The organism is Flavobacterium sp. (assembly GCF_029945805.1).
Taxonomy (GTDB): Bacteria; Bacteroidota; Bacteroidia; order Flavobacteriales; family Flavobacteriaceae; genus Flavobacterium.
This window is the reverse complement of sequence record NZ_JAQSDH010000009.1, coordinates 1-17,179: the sequence shown is the minus strand read 5'-3', so window position 1 is coordinate 17,179 and position 17,179 is coordinate 1. Positions and strand designations below refer to the sequence as shown.

Sequence of the window (17,179 nt, the reverse complement as noted above, 5' to 3'; positions counted from 1 at the left end):
AAATGACGAAAGCAGATATCGTAGCAAAGATTTCAGAGAAAAAAGGACTTGAAAAAGGAGATGTTCAAGCAGTAGTTGAAGCATTCATGGAAGAGGTTAAAATATCTTTAGAAACTGGAGATAATGTTTACCTAAGAGGTTTCGGTAGTTTTATCATCAAAACTAGAGCTGAAAAAACAGGAAGAAATATTTCTAAGAATACGACTATCAAAATTCCAGCTCACAATATTCCAGCATTCAAACCTGCAAAAGTATTTGTAGAAGCAATAAAAACTAATACTGAAGTAGCAGTATAAAACTTATTTATTAATCACCAAAATCTTCAATTATGCCAAGTGGTAAAAAAAGAAAAAGACATAAGGTAGCGACTCATAAACGTAAAAAGAGAGCGAGAGCTAACCGACACAAAAAGAAAAAGTAGTTCTAAACTACTTTTGTTTTTTTTTAAAAACGTTCATTGACAAAGAATTCAGAGGGCAGATTATAGATTACAGAATGCAGTTTTCAAAACTGTTGCCCAAAATCTTAATGCTGTTTTCTACGAGGATTCACCGGGTAAAAAACAATACCTGTTTAAAATGTTTAATCCATCCTTACTTTAGCCATCAGCCATCAGCCGTCAGCAATTAGCCCTAAAAAGCTGAACGCTAAAAGCTACACGCCGAACGCTTTTTGTCGGGATAAAAATTTACAAAGTGAATAAAGAACTAATCATTAGATCTAGTGCTGACGCTGTAGATTTTGCCTTATTAAAAGATGGAAAACTAATTGAATTACACAAACAAGAAGAAACAAGCAACTTTCAGGTTGGCGATATTTTTATTGCTAAAATCAGGAAACCAGTTGCTGGACTTAACGCTGCTTTTGTAAACGTGGGCTACGAAAAAGACGCCTTTTTACACTATCAAGATCTAGGTCCAAGTTTTGCTTCTTATTTGAAATTCATAAAACTTGTAAGCGCAGGTAAACTAAAAGATTTCTCCCTAAAAAACTTCCAGTTTGAGAAGGAAATTGACAAAGACGGAGCCGTTGCAGATATACTCAACGCCAACCAGTCAATATTAGTACAAGTGGTTAAGGAACCTATTTCTACAAAAGGTCCGAGAATAAGCTGTGAGCTTTCATTCGCGGGTCGATTTTTAGTTTTAGTGCCTTTTTCAGACCGAGTTTCTGTTTCACAAAAAATAGACTCTAAAGATGAAAAAGACCGTCTTAAAAAACTAGTACAATCTATCAAACAAAAAGGTTTTGGTGTTATTGTGAGAACAGTAGCAGAAGGCAAAAACGTAGCCGAATTAGAAAAAGATTTGCAGAACTTAATGAATAGATGGACTGCAATGAGTAAAAAAATACCAACCGCACATCATCCGTCTAAAGTTTTAGGAGAGCTTAATAAAGCATCTTCTATACTAAGAGATGTATTCAACGATACTTTTACAAGTATTCAAATTGATGATGAGGAGTTGTATCAAGAAACAAAGGACTATTTAGCCGAAATAGCTCCTGACAAACAAAAAATCGTTAAGTTTTATCAGTCGAAAGACACGCAATTGTTTGAAAAATATCATATCGAAAGACAGATTAAAACTTCTTTCGGACGAACCGTATCGATGAGTAAAGGCGCTTATTTGATTATAGAACACACCGAAGCTTTACACGTTATCGACGTGAATAGTGGAAACCGTTCTAACAAAGCCAACAATCAGGAAGATACTGCCATGGAAGTAAATATGATAGCCGCAGCAGAAATCGCAAGACAATTACGTCTTCGAGATATGGGCGGAATTATCGTAGTCGATTTTATCGATATGAAAGATCCAGACAATCGCCAAGTATTGTTCAACTTCCTTAGAGAAGAAATGAGCGATGATAAAGCCAAACATAAGATCTTGCCGCCTAGTAAATTTGGATTAGTCCAAATCACAAGACAACGCGTAAGACCTGAAGTAAATATTGAAACAAGAGAAGAGAATCCGAATAATCTAGCAAGCGATATTGACGCGCCAATTCAGATTATTGACAAGATTGCTTTCTCTCTTGAAACCAAATTAAAAGACCATAAAAAAGTGACTTTAAATGTTCACCCTTTTGTGGCAGCATACCTTAAAAAAGGTTTTCCATCATTACGTTCAAAATGGTTTTTTGAACATAAAAAGTGGGTGAAAATCATACCTCGTGACGCTTACACGTATTTAGAATATCATTTCTTTGATGAAAAAGGAAAAGAGATTTCGGAAAAATAAAAAAAACCGCCTTTCGTAAGATTGGCGGTTTTTTTGTTATATAACATCTTCTTCCTTTTCAAACTTAATCTGTAACAGCGTGAGAGCATACAAAAACAATGGCGCGATGACACGTGTTGCAGAATGATTAATTGTAAGTAGCCAAAAAACAAAAAACGGCAGCAAATAAAAGTTTCGTAAGTCTTTTGAATAAAGTTGTAGTGGATAAAAAATTAAAATTAATAACGCTACTAGGCCTAAAATTCCGTGTTCTGACAACAATCGGGTTACTTCGCTGTGAGTTGATATTTCTTTTTTGTACTTAATTATCCTAATTTCTTTCGCTTTTCCAACTCCAACTCCTAGTATTGGTTTTTCTATAAAGTTCTCAAAATCGGATTTAGCCTGTATATATCTTCCATCATTTTTAAAGAAATATTTTGAATCTAATAGCTTTAAATTGGTATATCTGCTAAACAGCTTGTTTTGTGTTTGACAGGAAGTTAACGCGAAAATTGATAAGAATAAAATAAATGATAAACTAATTTTTCTTTTTAATGTATAATATTCTTTTCTGCTTATGTATATTGACAAAAACAGAAACAAAATCGTGATTACTGCTGTCAAAATACCTCCACGTGAAAAGGTTAAAAATCCCCGATAGGAAATAAGACATAAAAGAAAAAGATTAAGATAAAAGATTTTCTTACTATCAGATTCAATTATTATTTTTAATAAATAAATAAAGAAACCGAGTCCTAATACCGTTGCCATCTGATTTGGAGCATAATTACCTGAAAAATAAAAATTGGACGCATAAGGGTTTACACTGTAAATATTGCGTGAATATCTTAAAATTAAAAAAACGCAAGAACCCAATACCGGGAGTGCTATCAAGTTTAAAATAATCTTAATTTGTTTTGCTGAAATTTCCCTTTTATAGGTGTATAATGCCAAAACTCCTAAACAAATTGGCCCTAAAATCTCTATAGAAATTGTTTTCCTAACATCACCATTGATATACATTAATGACAAAAAAACAGAAGGGAAAAGTACTAGTAAATAAATCAAATAAGGATTTTTGATTTTTGGAAAACCACTATAAAAGAATCCTAAAAAGGTAAAAAACAACATTAGGTATTTTCCTAACTCATAAAAATGGTTTCCGTAAGTTGTTCTTAAAAAAACTTCACTCCCGGCTATATATGCTATAACATAGAGTATTTCGTTGTTTTTGTTTTTAACAACAATGTAAAAACCCAAAATGATAATTAGAAGCAAATAAATTTTAGACAAAGGAAGATGAAATGCTATTAAAGAACCTATGCCTACATGGAGCAGCGTTAGGTTTATTTGTTGTCTCTCTGTCATTGAAGTTGATTAATGAACAAATATATTCAAAAGATATTCTTATTAAATGTAATTTTGGATAGCTTTTAATATTTAATTATTTATGGATTTATTTAAAATTAACAAAAGTTTCAATTTAATTTTAGTATTCTATTTTGTTTTACTGCCTTTTGTTTTTTTTAGTTCAATATTAGATACTTTCTTATTAGCAAGACAGTTATTAACTACTGTGTTTTTATTTTCAATCATATCTTTACTATTAGTAAAAAACAAACAAATTCCTCTTTTTACATTAGATAAGACCGTTTTATTGTTTTTAGGATTTATAGTTTTTTGCTTATTCTCTTTTTCAAAATCGCAAATATTGGATTTAAGTCATGCTGCAGTATCTAAATATCTAATTTTCCTGCTGTTTTTCATGGTAATCAGACATCTAATAATGAGCGATTTAATTGAGGAAAAAAGCATAAAATCATATGTAATTCTGTTTGGTTTTATATCTGTTATAATTGCTTTATTGGCTTTCACTAATAAAACTATCAATGGACAAAATTTATTTAGACAGGTAAATGTTATGAGCGGCACGTTTGGCAACAAGAACTTTTTATCCTCTATTTTGTTTTTTTGTTTACCGTTTTATTTTATTGGAATTTCAATGTCTAAAAAAATAAAAGCTGTTTCATTTGTAGCAATAGTTTTTACCATCTTGCTGCTTTTAATGTTAAGAACACGAGTTGTATTAATAGCATTAAGCATTTATCTCCTTTTAGTGGTGTTACTTCAAATAAGAAGTAAGGTTCCGAAAAAAATCTTCAATTGGAGTTTAGTATTAGTTATAACAGCACTAATTACTGGTGTTTTTTATTTATTATCAATTAAAGACATTTTTCATTCTTCGGCAGATATAAAAACACAATATTTTTACAGATTGCTTTCTTCAGATACTTTGTACGCAAGAATAGAATATTGGCAACAAGCACTTTATATAATTAAAGACAATTTTTTTAGTGGAATTGGCGTTGGAAATTGGATTGCTACTTATCCAAAATATGGATTAAATCACTTTTCTGATACCGCTATTGTAAACGGCAGACTAATTGTGAGTAATCCGCACAATGATTTTTTAATGGTTCTTTCAGAGATAGGCATTTTTGGGTTTTTATGTTATCTTGGAATTTTTATTTCTATACTCTATCAAGCCAATTGGCTTTCAAAAAATGAAGTGAAAAGTAGTGAACGAAGAAATGCGAGTTACTTTTTGTTTTTCATTGTTTGTTATCTCATCATTGCCTTTTTTGATTTTCCGCTAACAAGAATTGAACATCAGATAATACTATTAATTGTGTTTGCCATAATTAATGCTAAATATCTGAAAGCAAATAGCACCAAAGGATTTAAACTTCCTTCCCGTTTATTTTATCTGTTCAGCTTCGTATTGTTACTTTATTCTATGACTATTGCATTATATAGAATAGATGGTGAAAAACATCTACTTAAAGCTTTAGCAGCTGAAAAAAGAACAGATAATACAACTGCAATTTTCGAGTTCAACAAAGCCGAAAATGCTTTTTTTTCAACTGATACTTATGCTATTCCATTAGACTGGCATTTGGGTAAAGCGCACTATAATGAAGGAAATTTTGAAGAAAGTTTAAAGTATTACAGTAACGCTTATAAAGTAAACCCCTATTGTTTAGTTGTTAATAATGATTTAGCTTCAACTTATATAAAAAATGGCCGCGTTGCACATGGAATAAGGCACTACAAAGAAGCATTGACTATTTCACCAAACTATGAAGATGCCAGAATAAATTTAGCGGCAACCTATTATAACACTGAAGATTATGAAAAAGCTTTTGAAACAATTGATAAATGCGACAGCAATTCTAAAAATGAATCCTACAAACAGTTTTTAACTCCAATTGTTGAGAAAAAACTAAATGAAACACTCCTTAACCTGAACAATCCTAAACTAAACAATTATCTGAAATCAAAAATAAAAACGGAGAATGACCTTTTAACACTATACTTTGATTACAAAAGAAATAATACTATCTTCGACAAATATATTCAATCATTAATCAACTGAAAATGAAAAAACTACTACTCTTAGCTGCATTCTTTTTTTGTAATTTCATAGTAGGACAATCTATTATATCTGTAACTCCAAATAATGGAAATCGAGGTCAACAAAACCTTGATGTTACTATAACAACACAAAATGTTGATTTTACCACGACCACACCTTTAGTAGATGTTTCTTTTATTGATCAATTTAACAATGTTCTACCCGTTAACTTTGGTGAATTCTACTACGCTAATTTGTTAGACGTTAATTTGTCAATTCCCGGATATGCTATCCCTGGATCGTATAGCGTGAATGTCGCTGAAGTGAATGGTGCGTTTAACATGACATTACCAAATGCTTTTACAGTAAATAATCAATACACTTATACTTTACAAGGAAACGTCCGTTATGACAGCAATAGCAATGGTTGTGATGCATCTGATCCCAACTTGCCAAATCAAAGAATAACTTTTACTAATGGTGGTGTGACTGGAAATCTAATTGCCAATCAAACTGGTTTTTATAGTTATTATGATGTTAGTGCGGGCAATAATACGTTCACCCCTGTTTTAGAGAATCCTTCTTATTTCACGGTTACCCCTCCGAGTGCAAGTGTAGTTTTATCGACATCAAATAATTTGTTTGTACAAAATTTTTGCATTGCGCCTAATGGAACCCATAACGATTTGGAAGTAAGTTTATTTCCGTATGCACCTGCGCGACCGGGCTTTGATGCTACTTACAAAATACTATATAAAAATAAAGGAACCACTGTTCAAAATGGTGCGGTTACCTTAAATTTCAACGATAATCTGATGGATTTCGTATCCGCCACACCAACTATAAACAGTCAGGTAACAAATGTACTGACTTGGAATTTTAGTAATTTATCTCCGTTTGAAAGTAGAGAAATCATTGTAACGATGAATATCAACTCTCCTTCAGAAACACCTGCGGTTAACGTTGGAAACGTGTTAGCATTCAGCGCAAGCGTTAACGGAGCGACAGATGAAACTCCAATAAATAACACTTCAAACTTAAACCAGACTGTTGTAGGTTCCTATGATCCAAATGACAAAACTTGTGCAGAAGGTAATAATCTGCCAATAGCTGATGTTGGGAAATACCTGCATTATGTCATTCGTTTTGAAAATACCGGAACAGCCAATGCCGAATTCGTGGTAATTCGTGACATAATTGACACCAGTAAGTTTGAAATTAATACGTTAACGCCTTTATCTGGCAGTCATCCATTCACTACCAAAATTACAAATACGAATAAGGTCGAATTTATATTTGAAAACATAAACCTTCCGTTTGATGATGCTAATAACGATGGTTTTGTAGCGTTTAAAATTAAAACCAAACCAACATTAACCGTTGGCACAAATATTAATAATACTGCTAATATTTACTTTGATTATAATTTGCCGATAACAACAAATACTGCTACTACAACTATTCAACTATTAGGTAATTCTGATTTTGTGTTTAATACCATATTTAGCTTATCGCCAGTTCCGACCAAAGATATTCTGACCATTACCACAAAACAAACTGTAGAAATGACTTCTGTAAGCATCTACAACACGCTTGGACAATTGGTTCAGACCGTTACCAATCCGAATGAAACTATCGATGTTTCGGGATTGACAAACGGCACTTATTTCATTAAGATTACTAGCGATATAGGAACAGCGAGCAGTAAGTTTGTGAAAGAGTAACTAAATAACCCTCGAAGGGTTTAAAACCCTTCGAGGGTTGAGAATAAATAATTAACCGCCTTTCGAAAGACTGGCGGTTTTTTTTAGGAGCTATTTCCGGCTTTCCACTACAATCTTTTTGTAAAAACAAAAAGGATTTCCGCTGCAAATGCAAAGCATTCACTGAACACCTATAACAAATATTAAATTAGTGAAGTAATCCGGGCTAGGGCAATTGCTAACCGACTGACATTCTGTAACTTTTAAAAAAAGTCATATAATATAATCTTTCTTAAATGGAATAAATTTGTACTTAAAAAATACAAATACTATGATACAGATAATCAATTCTCCAGAAAACGTCGCAGCCTTTAGAGCTGTTGGCGAAGTTACCAAAGAAGATTACGAAACTATTGTTGTTCCTACCATAGAAGCGTTGGTAAAGAAAACCGATCAGTTAAATTTTCTATTGGAATTAGATACAGAGCTTGCGAGTTTTACCGCAGGTGCGTGGTGGGAAGATCTAATGATTGGAATCAAAAATTTTGGAAAATGGAACCGATCCGCCATAGTTACCAATTCAGATAACATCATAACTTTCACTAACGGATTTAGCTTTATTGCTCCTGGCGAGTATAAAGGCTTTAAAAAACAAGAGCTTGACATCGCGTTACTTTGGGTGAGTGCTACATAAAATAAGCCTGAAATAGTTTTTAACTATTTCAGGCTTATTTTATAGACTTTTTATTTAATCCAATTCGTATTCCAACCTGACCGTAATTCGAGCCGTTTTATTTTTGCTATAAGTGTCGTTAATTCCTCCGTAACTATCATCTTCTGTTGAACCTTGTCCAGTAATCTGGAAAACGCCCATACTCGCTCTTTTCAGTTTTCCTAAATCACCGTCAGCCGTTTTTACAATTTTAGAAGCGCGTTCATTAGCATCTTTTGTGGCTTTTTCAATTAAACTTTGCTTTAAACTTGGCAAATCTGAAAACGTATACTGAATACTATTGGATGACAATTCAATTCCAGAATTTACTAATTCAGATGTTTTACTAGAAACTTCTTCAATACGTTGCATCAAATCGGAATTCTTTTTTGCCGAAAAAGAAATAGTTTGCGTAGCTTCATAACCATCAAAAACTTGTTCGTATTTGGTTTGGTTGTCTGCGCCTTCACTTCGAACTTCTCTAAACTTTTTCTGAAAATTTACAGCTCCAAAACTAAACTCATTCGATTTAAAACCTTTGTTTAAAAAGAAATCAGATACAATTTTTTGATCTGAAACAATCTTATTATACGCCGTTTTAATATCAAAACTCATTGTAGTAAAACTTCCCGACCACAGAATCTCATCTGAAACAAAATCCTTAGCTCCCAATCCGATTACACTAATCGAATCCAAGTTCTTGTTACGGTTTTGGAACGATTTCCCCAAAATCCAAGCGGTGATAATTACGGCAATACCAATAATTATTGAAGACGGTATTTTTTTCATAAATTTTTGTTTTAAGTTAAACGTAAAAAACCAACTATTATTGTAAAATTATTTTCTTCTTGCACTAAAAAATCGCAGCATTAAATCCGAACAATCGTTGGCTAAAACGCCTTTTACCACTTGTGTTTTGGGATGAATTGTAGTGCCTAAAGTTTCAAATCCACGTTGATCATCGGAAGCACCAAAAACTATTTTTGAAATTTGGCTCCAATACAACGCTCCTGCGCACATCTGACATGGTTCTAAAGTGACATAAAGCGTACATCCTTTTAGATACTTTCCGCCAATGTAATTCGCTGCCGAAGTTATCGCTTGCATTTCGGCATGAGCCGTAACATCATTGAGCATTTCAGTTAGATTGTGCGTTCGTGCAATAATTTTATTATCGATAACAATCACGGCGCCAACAGGAATTTCTCCTTTATCAAAAGCCGCTTCCGCTTCCTGCAAAGCTTTCTTCATAAAATATTCGTCGGTGAAAGGGTTTTCCATAAAACAAAAATACAATTTCAATTCGTACATTTGCCTTATGTCCAAAAAATTGATAGACCACATCAACAATCCAACTGATTTACGAAAATTAGACGTTTCACAATTGCCACAACTGGCAAAGGAATTGCGTGATTTTATTATCGATATTGTTTCCGTAAAAGAAGGTCATCTTGGCGCATCGCTTGGTGTTGTTGAATTGACAATTGCTTTGCATTATGTTTTTGATACTCCGAATGATTTACTAGTTTGGGATGTTGGACATCAGGCTTATGGACATAAAATTCTAACCGAAAGAAGAACCAAATTCGACACCAATCGACAACTTGGCGGAATCTCGGGTTTTCCTAAACGAAGTGAAAGTGTTTACGATACTTTTGGCGTTGGACATTCTTCGACTTCTATTTCTGCCGCTTTAGGAATGGCGATTGCGTCTCAGCTTAAAGGCGAAAACAAACATCATATTGCCGTTATAGGCGATGCATCTATTGCAAGCGGAATGGCGTTTGAAGGATTAAATCATGCTGGAGTTACCGATGCAGATTTGTTGATAATTCTGAATGATAACGCTATCGGAATTGATCCAAGTGTTGGTGCGCTGAAAAACTATTTAACCGCAGTCAAAGAAGGAAAGAATCCGAAACAAAATAACATGATTAAGTCGCTGAATATTGATTATTCTGGACCAATTGACGGACATGATTTGGAAGGCTTAATCAAAGAATTAGAGCGTTTGAAAAAAGTAAAAGGACCAAAGTTTTTACACATAGTTACTACCAAAGGCAAGGGGTTACAACAAGCAGAAGACGATCAGGTGAAGTACCATGCGCCTGGAAAATTTGATGCTACAACGGGTGAAATACATAAAAAATCAGAAGAACATTTACCTCCAAAATTTCAAGATGTTTTTGGTTTGACTTTGGTCGAATTGGCTAAAAATAATCCAAAGATTATAGGAATCACACCAGCTATGCCATCGGGAAGTTCCATGAAGTTTATGATGGAGGCGTTTCCGAAAAGAGCTTTTGACGTTGGAATTGCCGAGCAACACGCCGTTACACTTTCGGCCGGTATGGCAACGCAGGGAATGGTAGTTTTTTGCAACATTTATTCTACCTTTTTACAACGTGCCTATGACCAGGTTATCCATGATGTCGCTTTACAAAATCTTCCAGTGATTTTCTGTTTGGACAGAGCCGGATTAGTTGGTGAAGATGGAGCCACACATCATGGCGTTTTTGATTTAGCGTATTTGAGATGCATTCCGAACATGATCATTTATGCCCCAAAAGATGAACTAGAATTACAAAATATTTTATACACCGCTTCGTTGGGATTGAAACATCCTATTGCGATTCGCTACCCAAGAGGAAGAGGTTTTATAAAAGATTCCAAATTTCAGATTTCAGATTTCAGATTTGAAAAAACAGAAATTGGGAAAGCAATTAAACTTAAGAAAGGAAAAAAAATAGCCGTTTTATCTACCGGAACCATTGCTAATAATGTTACGTTGGCTCTTAGTGAATTAGAAAATCCGGATGAAATTGCCCACTACCATTTTGGCTTTGTAAAACCTTTAGACGAAAAGAAATTGCACAAAATCTGTGATAAATTCGCAACGATTATTACAGTCGAAGATGGTGTTACTACCGGCGGATTTGGCAGCGCTGTTTTAGAGTTTTCTGCCAAAAATGATTATGTTAACGAAATTTTCCTTTGTGGTGTGCCCGATTATTTTATCGAACACGGCACCGTTGATGAACTGCAACAATTCTGCAACATTGACGTTGACGGATTGAAATCGCTTTTCTCCGGTTTGCTCGAAGAGAAAGAGGAAGAAGAAGATTAAGCCGTTACAATTTTGTTATACAGCACCGCTTTTCCATCCGTTAGCATTGAGATAAAATGACATATCAGGAGTAATCGGTCGTACAAATTCTCTTTTTCCAAATGATGTTTTTCCGGCAGAATTTTCAATAAAAGCATGTCGTAATTCGTGGCCTTTCCTTCGTAATTGTTGTTGTATGCTGTGATAAATTTATCCAAAAGATTATTGATAATCTGATACCCTGAAAGTTCCTTTTCAATCACTTCACGACTCTGATAAATGTTCTTAACACTTAATTTGATAATATCATCCATTTGTGCTTTGTACTTGCTTTTATCGGTCAACGAATGGTGGAATTCGCCTTTTAAAATCGCTTCTTCGTTTTCGATAAACACTTTTACGGCATCGTTAATAAGGTTTCCGATAGCTAATGCACGCAAGTAACTGATTCGATCTTCTTTGGTGGTCAATGTTTGATATTTGGCTGTGTCGATCGTATCTTTTACCAATTTGATCAGATATTCTAGAGCAAAATCTTCAGAAACTAAACCTAAATTTATGCCATCTTCAAAGTCGATAATCGTGTAGCAAATATCATCTGCAGCTTCAACTAAAAACGCTAACGGATGCCTTTCGTAGCCTATATCATTTCCGGTTTTATTGGAAATCATTCCTAATTCGTCAGCAACTTCTTTAAAGAACTCTTTATCCGATTGGAAGAAACCATACTTTTTATCTGCGATGTTTTTCGTTGGTTTTTTAGGAAGGCTTTCTTTTGGATATTTGGTAAAAGCACCTAATGTTGCATAAGACAAACGCAATCCGCCTTTAATTCCGGGACGCGAACTTGTCAGTACCGAAAACCCATTGGCGTTACCTTCAAATTCAATTAAATCTTGCCATTGTTTGGCGGTCAAGTGTTCTTTGTATTGTTGTCCTTTTCCGATAGAGAAATATTCGCCAATGGCTTTTTCACCTGAATGTCCAAAAGGTGGATTTCCAATGTCGTGCGCCAAAGCAGCGGCGGCTACAATTGCTCCAAAGTCATTCATGTGAAAACCGTGAATTTCTTTCAGATGCGGATATTTTTCAATGATTTTTTTTCCAACCAATCTTCCGATGGAACGACCAACAACCGAAACTTCCAGACTGTGCGTCAAACGTGTGTGAACAAAATCGGTTTTTGACATTGGAATAACCTGAGTTTTATCCTGCAAACTTCGGAATGCCGACGAGAAAATAATACGGTCATAATCGACTTCAAAGCCCAAGCGCGTATCGGCTTCTTCAATTCGCAACCGTTTGCTCGTGTCGCCTTGTCGTTTTAAAGATAAAAGTTGTTCCCAAATCATAATATTAAATATTAGATATTAAATTTTAAATATAAGTTTATTTTATGATTTTTTTCATGCAAACACTGGTTGCTACGCCACTATATTGTCCAAAGTTTTCAGTAATTTCATAGCCTAATTTCTGGTATAAACCGATGGCGTCATGCTGCAAAAATCCGGTTTCAAGGATTGCACTTGTATAGTTTTCTTCTTTTGCCCAAGCTTCTAATTCGGTTACAATAGCTTTTGCAATTCCTTTTGCACGGTATTCGGGCACGGTATACATTCGCTTGATTTCGGCAACATTCGACTCGAATTCTTTGTATGCTCCGATACCAACCGCTACATTATTTTCATAACAAACCAAAGCATTTTTGAGCAAGTTACTTTTATTGAATTGCGCATAAAAAGCGTGATCCTCTCCATCCAGAACCTTTAGATAGGCATCAAGTTCTAGCACCAATTTGCCAAAATCTTCAGTATCAGAAGTGGTTCTTTTTAGCGTAATCATTACTTAGTCTTCGGTTTTTGATTCTGTTAAAGAGTAAAACTTTTGTTTCTTTTGCTCCAAATCCCATTTTTTTACGACATACGTTTTGGAAAGGCTGTCGTGCCATCCGCGAGCAGGCATTCCAATAAAAGAAAGAATTTCAAACGGAATCAAGCGGCATAACGAACGTATCAAGATAACTTCGTGATGTGGTTTTTCCCCATTTTCATCCACTACTATAGTTTGAGTGACTAATTTCCCAAAAGTTCGCGCCGTAAAAATTTCAAAAATATTGTAATAAAACAAAGAAATCCCTGCAGCAAAAGTGTACTGCATGATATCATTCTTTGCAAAACCAGCCATGAAATCTTTGTTGCCATTTTCTAAGGCAATGGTTCCCGCTATTTGAAACGCAATTATGAACAAGATTAATTGCCCCATGTAATCCATTAATAAATTAAGAGCACGCTGTCCGTGTGAAGCTAAAAGCTCTTCTGTTACTAGGAATTGCTTTTTTTGATTTTGATTCATTCGGATTATTCCTTTAGGTTGGCCAAAAAGAAATTGCGTGATTTCTTTGGGTATTTATTAAAACTTTTATCACTAGGATTAGCGATTACGGTTTTGATATTGATTTCATCACCCAATTTAAAACTGGTTTCCGTGTATTTATAATCCAATAGGTATTCGCCACAGAAATAATTTCCATCATTATCCTTTTCGATGATTCCTGTATAAACGCCTTTTTTATCTTTTGTCATGGTACTTTTATTTGTGCTCAAATGTAATTAAAATGAAAACAGCTATCAAGTTGACAGCTGTTTTATTATTTGAATCAAAAAAGTAAAATCTAATTTTTTATCAATTTATGCGAATAAGTAAAATCGGAACCTATTAATTTAAGCATATAAATTCCCGATTGGCATCCTGTTAAATCAATTGTTTTTTCTGTACCATTAAAATTGAAATTCTTTTGGCTCATTACAATTCTTCCTCTTAAGTCATAAATTATAATAGTCACCTTTCCTAAAGTAGTAGTAGTATTTATCGTAAACAATCCATTGGATGGATTTGGCGATATTGTCAATCCTTCAATATTATTTTCGTGATTGTTCAGTGTTGGACAAAAAGCTGTTATTGTTTTAGTTGTAGTACTTGTGCAGCCTGAAGCATTTACTTTTGTTAATGTTATAGTTCCAGGCAACACTGTCCAATTAATATTGACACTTGCTAAATTGTTTTGTCCCGTAATTGTTCCTGTTCCGCTAGTAATTGTCCAGGTTAGCGTTTCGCCGTTATTTAAAAAAGTAGAATTATTGGTAATCCTTTCATTTGGTCTAGATAAACAAGCCGTTGTACTTCCTTCAACTAAAGCCGTTGGCGAATTAGTTATTATGATTGGAGACGATGTCCCTAAAATAGTATTGAAATTATCCTTAACTGTAACTACGTAAGTTCCGTTCTGAGAAAAATTATAAGTCGGATTTGTAACTGAAGTATTGAAAGTTGTCCCTAAAGTTGTGTTGGTAAATGTCCACACAAATGAAGTACCACATACATTAGGAAAAAATTTATACGTATTACAGCCTGTTATGTACTTGGATATTACATTGGCTGTATTTGGATTAAAATAGGCTGATTCTTGCTTAGCATCTATATTATTGGGTAAAGATGGACCAATTCTGTAGGTAAAACCATTTGCTTTCGGGCCATTTTTAGAAAAATTGCAAGCCAATGGATTTTCAGTACTTGCCAAAGTATTTGGATTATGAATTACCGATAGCTGTTGTTGGTTATTTGTTTCATTTGCCATTGCAATATACAGTTTGTTATCGGGTCCAAGCTGCATTCCCCATGGCCCTTCAGATGAGGATCCAATCTCTCTTTTGGTATTATTGACATCAATGGAATTGACATTAAATTGATATATTCTTTTTGCAAAATAATCACTAGCATATAGTATATTGGAATCGGGACTAAATGAGCACCCTTGAATTTGACTGTAAGTGGAAGATGTAGAGGGGATTTTTATTGGAATAAAAACACTGTCAACGATTCCTTGGGCTTTATTAAAATCGTAAATATAACTATCTGCACCATATCCGTGCCATAAGAATAGTTTGTTACCATTAGGAGCCATCTCTATACCACCAGTGTCTAATATCAATAAATCACTATTAACAATCAATCTTTCACTATTGTAAATTAACCCAGAACTTGTTAATGAAAACACTACAATATATAGGCTATTGCCCTTTTTTAATGTAGTGAGAATCCAATAATCATTATTATTACACTTTTTTACTGCAGCCAATCCTGTAGTCCCAAGTAAAGCTAAATCTGTAGTATTTCTATCAAATCCATATGATGCTGGTAATGTAATTGCCTGAGACATTACTCCCATTGTAGCATTAGTTCCTGTAACGTTGACGATGCTGTATCTAAACCCTATATCTGAAGTATTTGCATTATAGCTTTGTTGAGTGAAAACATAATATGCTGTGATGTTATTCCCGGTAACTGGTGGCTTAGGTACAATTACTACTTGTCCACTACTACTACCGTTTGATGTCATCATTAAATCACTAGTGTTAATTGGATTATTCTGTCTATTCCAAATTTTTTGCTTGTTGGTATAAAATAGAAAATTGCCATTAACATCACATTGAGAATTACAACTTACATTTGCGAAATTTGTATTTGGGAAAGTTGGATCAAGAACTGCTTTTCCAGAACTGAAATCCAAACCGCTGCTAGCATCAACATACCAATAGGAATTAGAATTATGTAAAGGAGCGCAATTGGTTACAAATATCTTTTCTGTTGAAGTCCTAGACTCACCAAGATTATTTGTTACAGTTAAAGACACCGTATAAGGTGAATTGGCTGCTGAAGTATATATGTGTGAAGTCGATTGAGCACTTGAAGTATTTGGATTTGAACCAGTAGCAAGGGCGTCACCAAAATTCCATGAATAAGTAGAGGCATTGGGTGCTGTAAACGTTGTTACCACCGTTGGACTTGCGCAAGGCGTATAATCGCTTGGCGTTATTGTTGCTGAAAGCAGATTATTAGACCCACATGTTCCGGTGTAAATAGTATTTTCTGTAGCGTACAATGTGCTTCTTGAAGAATTAAGAACTGCAAGCATTCTTTCAATTTGTCCAGTTGTAAAATGAGTTTGGCACAGATTGTTTCCATAATCCATATAATTAGATAAATCATCTAGTATAGCTGGTGTTTCTGCACAAGAATTCGTTCCTGTTACACAATTAAAATTTGGAGAGGCAACTCTTGGAGTATCACAAATACGATCACCATCTAGCAAACAATCATTAAAGTATGTTGAGCACCCTCCTTCAAAAGTATGGTATAAAAATAGGTAATGTCCAATCTCATGAACTAAAACTTTACCCAAATTATAATTTACCAACATGTTAGGGTTTCCATTTCCGAAAACAGTACTCTTCATTACAACTCCATCAAATACTGGAGAAGTATTAGGAAACATGGAATAACCTCCAATACCAGAATTCGCTCCATCAATGCTTTTCACAACCCAAATCCTTAAGTACCGATCCTTAGTAATTAATGGACTTGCTGTAGCTACCAAAGCTGATTGAGAATTTGTATAATGATTTGACAGCGTAGCATTATTGACATGTATAATTCCCGCTGTGGTTTGAACATCGTTAGTATTTACTGTTGGAATTGGACTTGTGCCATCCACCTTTGTTGCTAGACAAAACTTTATTCCGGTGTTTAAGAAATAATTATTTAAAGCAGTAAGTTGATCATTTACTTGAGAATCTGAAATATTAATTAGTGTAGTTCCATCGTGAATAATATAAACTACTACAGGAATTGTAATTGAACCTGATGGCGGTATGGATAAAGCATTTCGGCTTAAGTCTTTATTCTGAGCTGATTCTTTTAAATTTTGATTTAAAAAATCAAGACGTTCTCTTACCTCTGGAAAGTCAGTAAGCAATTTATCCATTAAAGCCGATGTAGCACACGGTTCACTTTGAGCATTAACTCAAGAAAAATTTAAAAAACTTGCCAATATAATAAGCGTCAGAATAATATTCCTCATGTTTTTTTCTTTTAAAGATACTTGTTTTTCATATTGGTTGCTTTTTATGACTAGTCCTAAATAATCGATACAGATTATAAGACAAAAATAGATAGATTAAA

At 34.1% G+C, this 17,179-nt stretch carries 14 protein-coding genes; 6 read left to right on the top strand and 8 right to left on the bottom strand.

The window, feature by feature from the left end:
• Positions 1 to 2: 2 nt before the first annotated feature.
• Positions 3 to 296 (top strand): HU family DNA-binding protein, encoded by a 294-nt coding sequence (locus PSU83_RS01950; RefSeq protein ID WP_300586131.1) that lies wholly within the window; start codon positions 3 to 5, stop codon positions 294 to 296.
• 399 nt (positions 297 to 695) lie between these two features.
• Positions 696 to 2,243, top strand: a complete 1,548-nt coding sequence (locus PSU83_RS01945) for a ribonuclease E/G (RefSeq protein ID WP_300586129.1) — start codon at positions 696 to 698, stop codon at positions 2,241 to 2,243.
• Positions 2,244 to 2,279: 36 nt separating this feature from the next.
• Here PSU83_RS01945 and PSU83_RS01940 read toward each other — a convergent pair whose 3' ends face one another.
• Positions 2,280 to 3,593, bottom strand: a complete 1,314-nt coding sequence (locus PSU83_RS01940) for an O-antigen ligase family protein (RefSeq protein ID WP_300586128.1) — start codon at positions 3,591 to 3,593, stop codon at positions 2,280 to 2,282.
• 418 nt (positions 3,594 to 4,011) lie between these two features.
• Between PSU83_RS01940 and PSU83_RS01935 the strand changes: the two genes are divergently transcribed.
• The 3 genes from PSU83_RS01935 (at position 4,012) to PSU83_RS01925 (ending at position 8,037) form a co-directional block, all read left to right on the top strand.
• Positions 4,012 to 5,661, top strand: coding sequence for an O-antigen ligase family protein (locus PSU83_RS01935; RefSeq protein ID WP_300586126.1), 1,650 nt, complete (start codon positions 4,012 to 4,014; stop codon positions 5,659 to 5,661).
• 2 nt (positions 5,662 to 5,663) lie between these two features.
• Positions 5,664 to 7,364: a T9SS type A sorting domain-containing protein gene (locus tag PSU83_RS01930; RefSeq protein WP_300586124.1), complete on the top strand. Its 1,701-nt coding sequence runs from the start codon at positions 5,664 to 5,666 to the stop codon at positions 7,362 to 7,364.
• A 310-nt stretch (positions 7,365 to 7,674) separates the two neighbouring features.
• A complete protein-coding gene (locus PSU83_RS01925; RefSeq protein ID WP_300586122.1) occupies positions 7,675 to 8,037 on the top strand; it encodes an STAS/SEC14 domain-containing protein in 363 nt (120 codons plus the stop codon).
• A gap of 54 nt (positions 8,038 to 8,091) precedes the next feature.
• Here the strand turns inward: PSU83_RS01925 and PSU83_RS01920 are convergent, their stop codons facing one another.
• A complete protein-coding gene (locus PSU83_RS01920) occupies positions 8,092 to 8,844 on the bottom strand; it encodes an SIMPL domain-containing protein (RefSeq protein ID WP_300586119.1) in 753 nt (250 codons plus the stop codon).
• Positions 8,845 to 8,892: 48 nt separating this feature from the next.
• Positions 8,893 to 9,336, bottom strand: a complete 444-nt coding sequence (locus PSU83_RS01915) for a nucleoside deaminase (protein WP_300586116.1) — start codon at positions 9,334 to 9,336, stop codon at positions 8,893 to 8,895.
• A 37-nt stretch (positions 9,337 to 9,373) separates the two neighbouring features.
• Between PSU83_RS01915 and PSU83_RS01910 the strand changes: the two genes are divergently transcribed.
• Complete coding sequence (locus tag PSU83_RS01910) at positions 9,374 to 11,182, top strand: 1-deoxy-D-xylulose-5-phosphate synthase (protein WP_300586113.1); 1,809 nt, start codon at positions 9,374 to 9,376, stop codon at positions 11,180 to 11,182.
• On the opposite strand, the gene PSU83_RS01905 is transcribed toward PSU83_RS01910, so the two are convergent.
• The 5 genes from PSU83_RS01905 to PSU83_RS01885 all read right to left on the bottom strand — a co-directional run bounded on the left by PSU83_RS01905 (position 11,179) and on the right by PSU83_RS01885 (position 16,982).
• Complete coding sequence (locus PSU83_RS01905) at positions 11,179 to 12,513, bottom strand: deoxyguanosinetriphosphate triphosphohydrolase (RefSeq protein WP_300586110.1); 1,335 nt, start codon at positions 12,511 to 12,513, stop codon at positions 11,179 to 11,181. The two genes, PSU83_RS01910 and PSU83_RS01905, sit on opposite strands and share 4 nt — an antisense overlap.
• A 37-nt stretch (positions 12,514 to 12,550) precedes the next feature.
• Complete coding sequence (locus PSU83_RS01900; protein ID WP_300586107.1) at positions 12,551 to 13,003, bottom strand: GNAT family N-acetyltransferase; 453 nt, start codon at positions 13,001 to 13,003, stop codon at positions 12,551 to 12,553.
• 3 nt (positions 13,004 to 13,006) lie between these two features.
• Positions 13,007 to 13,513, bottom strand: coding sequence for an RDD family protein (locus PSU83_RS01895; protein ID WP_300586104.1), 507 nt, complete (start codon positions 13,511 to 13,513; stop codon positions 13,007 to 13,009).
• 5 nt (positions 13,514 to 13,518) lie between these two features.
• Positions 13,519 to 13,743 carry a hypothetical protein gene (locus PSU83_RS01890; protein WP_300586101.1) on the bottom strand — a complete coding sequence of 75 codons (225 nt, stop codon included), beginning with the start codon at positions 13,741 to 13,743 and terminating at the stop codon, positions 13,519 to 13,521.
• Between the two features lie 89 nt (positions 13,744 to 13,832).
• Positions 13,833 to 16,982 carry a M43 family zinc metalloprotease gene (locus PSU83_RS01885; RefSeq protein ID WP_300586098.1) on the bottom strand — a complete coding sequence of 1,050 codons (3,150 nt, stop codon included), beginning with the start codon at positions 16,980 to 16,982 and terminating at the stop codon, positions 13,833 to 13,835.
• Between the last annotated feature and the right edge of the window lie 197 nt (positions 16,983 to 17,179).

Excerpts from the sequence above, each read along its gene's own strand:
- PSU83_RS01940 (WP_300586128.1), bottom strand. The coding sequence starts at position 3,593 with ATGACAGAGAGACAACAAATAAACCTAACGCTGCTCCATGTAGGCATA.
- PSU83_RS01935 (WP_300586126.1), top strand. The coding sequence starts at position 4,012 with ATGAGCGATTTAATTGAGGAAAAAAGCATAAAATCATATGTAATTCTG.
- PSU83_RS01950 (WP_300586131.1), top strand. The coding sequence starts at position 3 with ATGACGAAAGCAGATATCGTAGCAAAGATTTCAGAGAAAAAAGGACTT.
- PSU83_RS01885 (WP_300586098.1), bottom strand. The coding sequence starts at position 16,982 with ATGGATAAATTGCTTACTGACTTTCCAGAGGTAAGAGAACGTCTTGAT.
- PSU83_RS01915 (WP_300586116.1), bottom strand. The coding sequence starts at position 9,336 with ATGGAAAACCCTTTCACCGACGAATATTTTATGAAGAAAGCTTTGCAG.
- PSU83_RS01920 (WP_300586119.1), bottom strand. The coding sequence starts at position 8,844 with ATGAAAAAAATACCGTCTTCAATAATTATTGGTATTGCCGTAATTATC.
- PSU83_RS01905 (WP_300586110.1), bottom strand. The coding sequence starts at position 12,513 with ATGATTTGGGAACAACTTTTATCTTTAAAACGACAAGGCGACACGAGC.
- PSU83_RS01895 (WP_300586104.1), bottom strand. The coding sequence starts at position 13,513 with ATGAATCAAAATCAAAAAAAGCAATTCCTAGTAACAGAAGAGCTTTTA.
- PSU83_RS01900 (WP_300586107.1), bottom strand. The coding sequence starts at position 13,003 with ATGATTACGCTAAAAAGAACCACTTCTGATACTGAAGATTTTGGCAAA.
- PSU83_RS01925 (WP_300586122.1), top strand. The coding sequence starts at position 7,675 with ATGATACAGATAATCAATTCTCCAGAAAACGTCGCAGCCTTTAGAGCT.
- PSU83_RS01890 (WP_300586101.1), bottom strand. The coding sequence starts at position 13,743 with ATGACAAAAGATAAAAAAGGCGTTTATACAGGAATCATCGAAAAGGAT.
- PSU83_RS01910 (WP_300586113.1), top strand. The coding sequence starts at position 9,374 with ATGTCCAAAAAATTGATAGACCACATCAACAATCCAACTGATTTACGA.
- PSU83_RS01930 (WP_300586124.1), top strand. The coding sequence starts at position 5,664 with ATGAAAAAACTACTACTCTTAGCTGCATTCTTTTTTTGTAATTTCATA.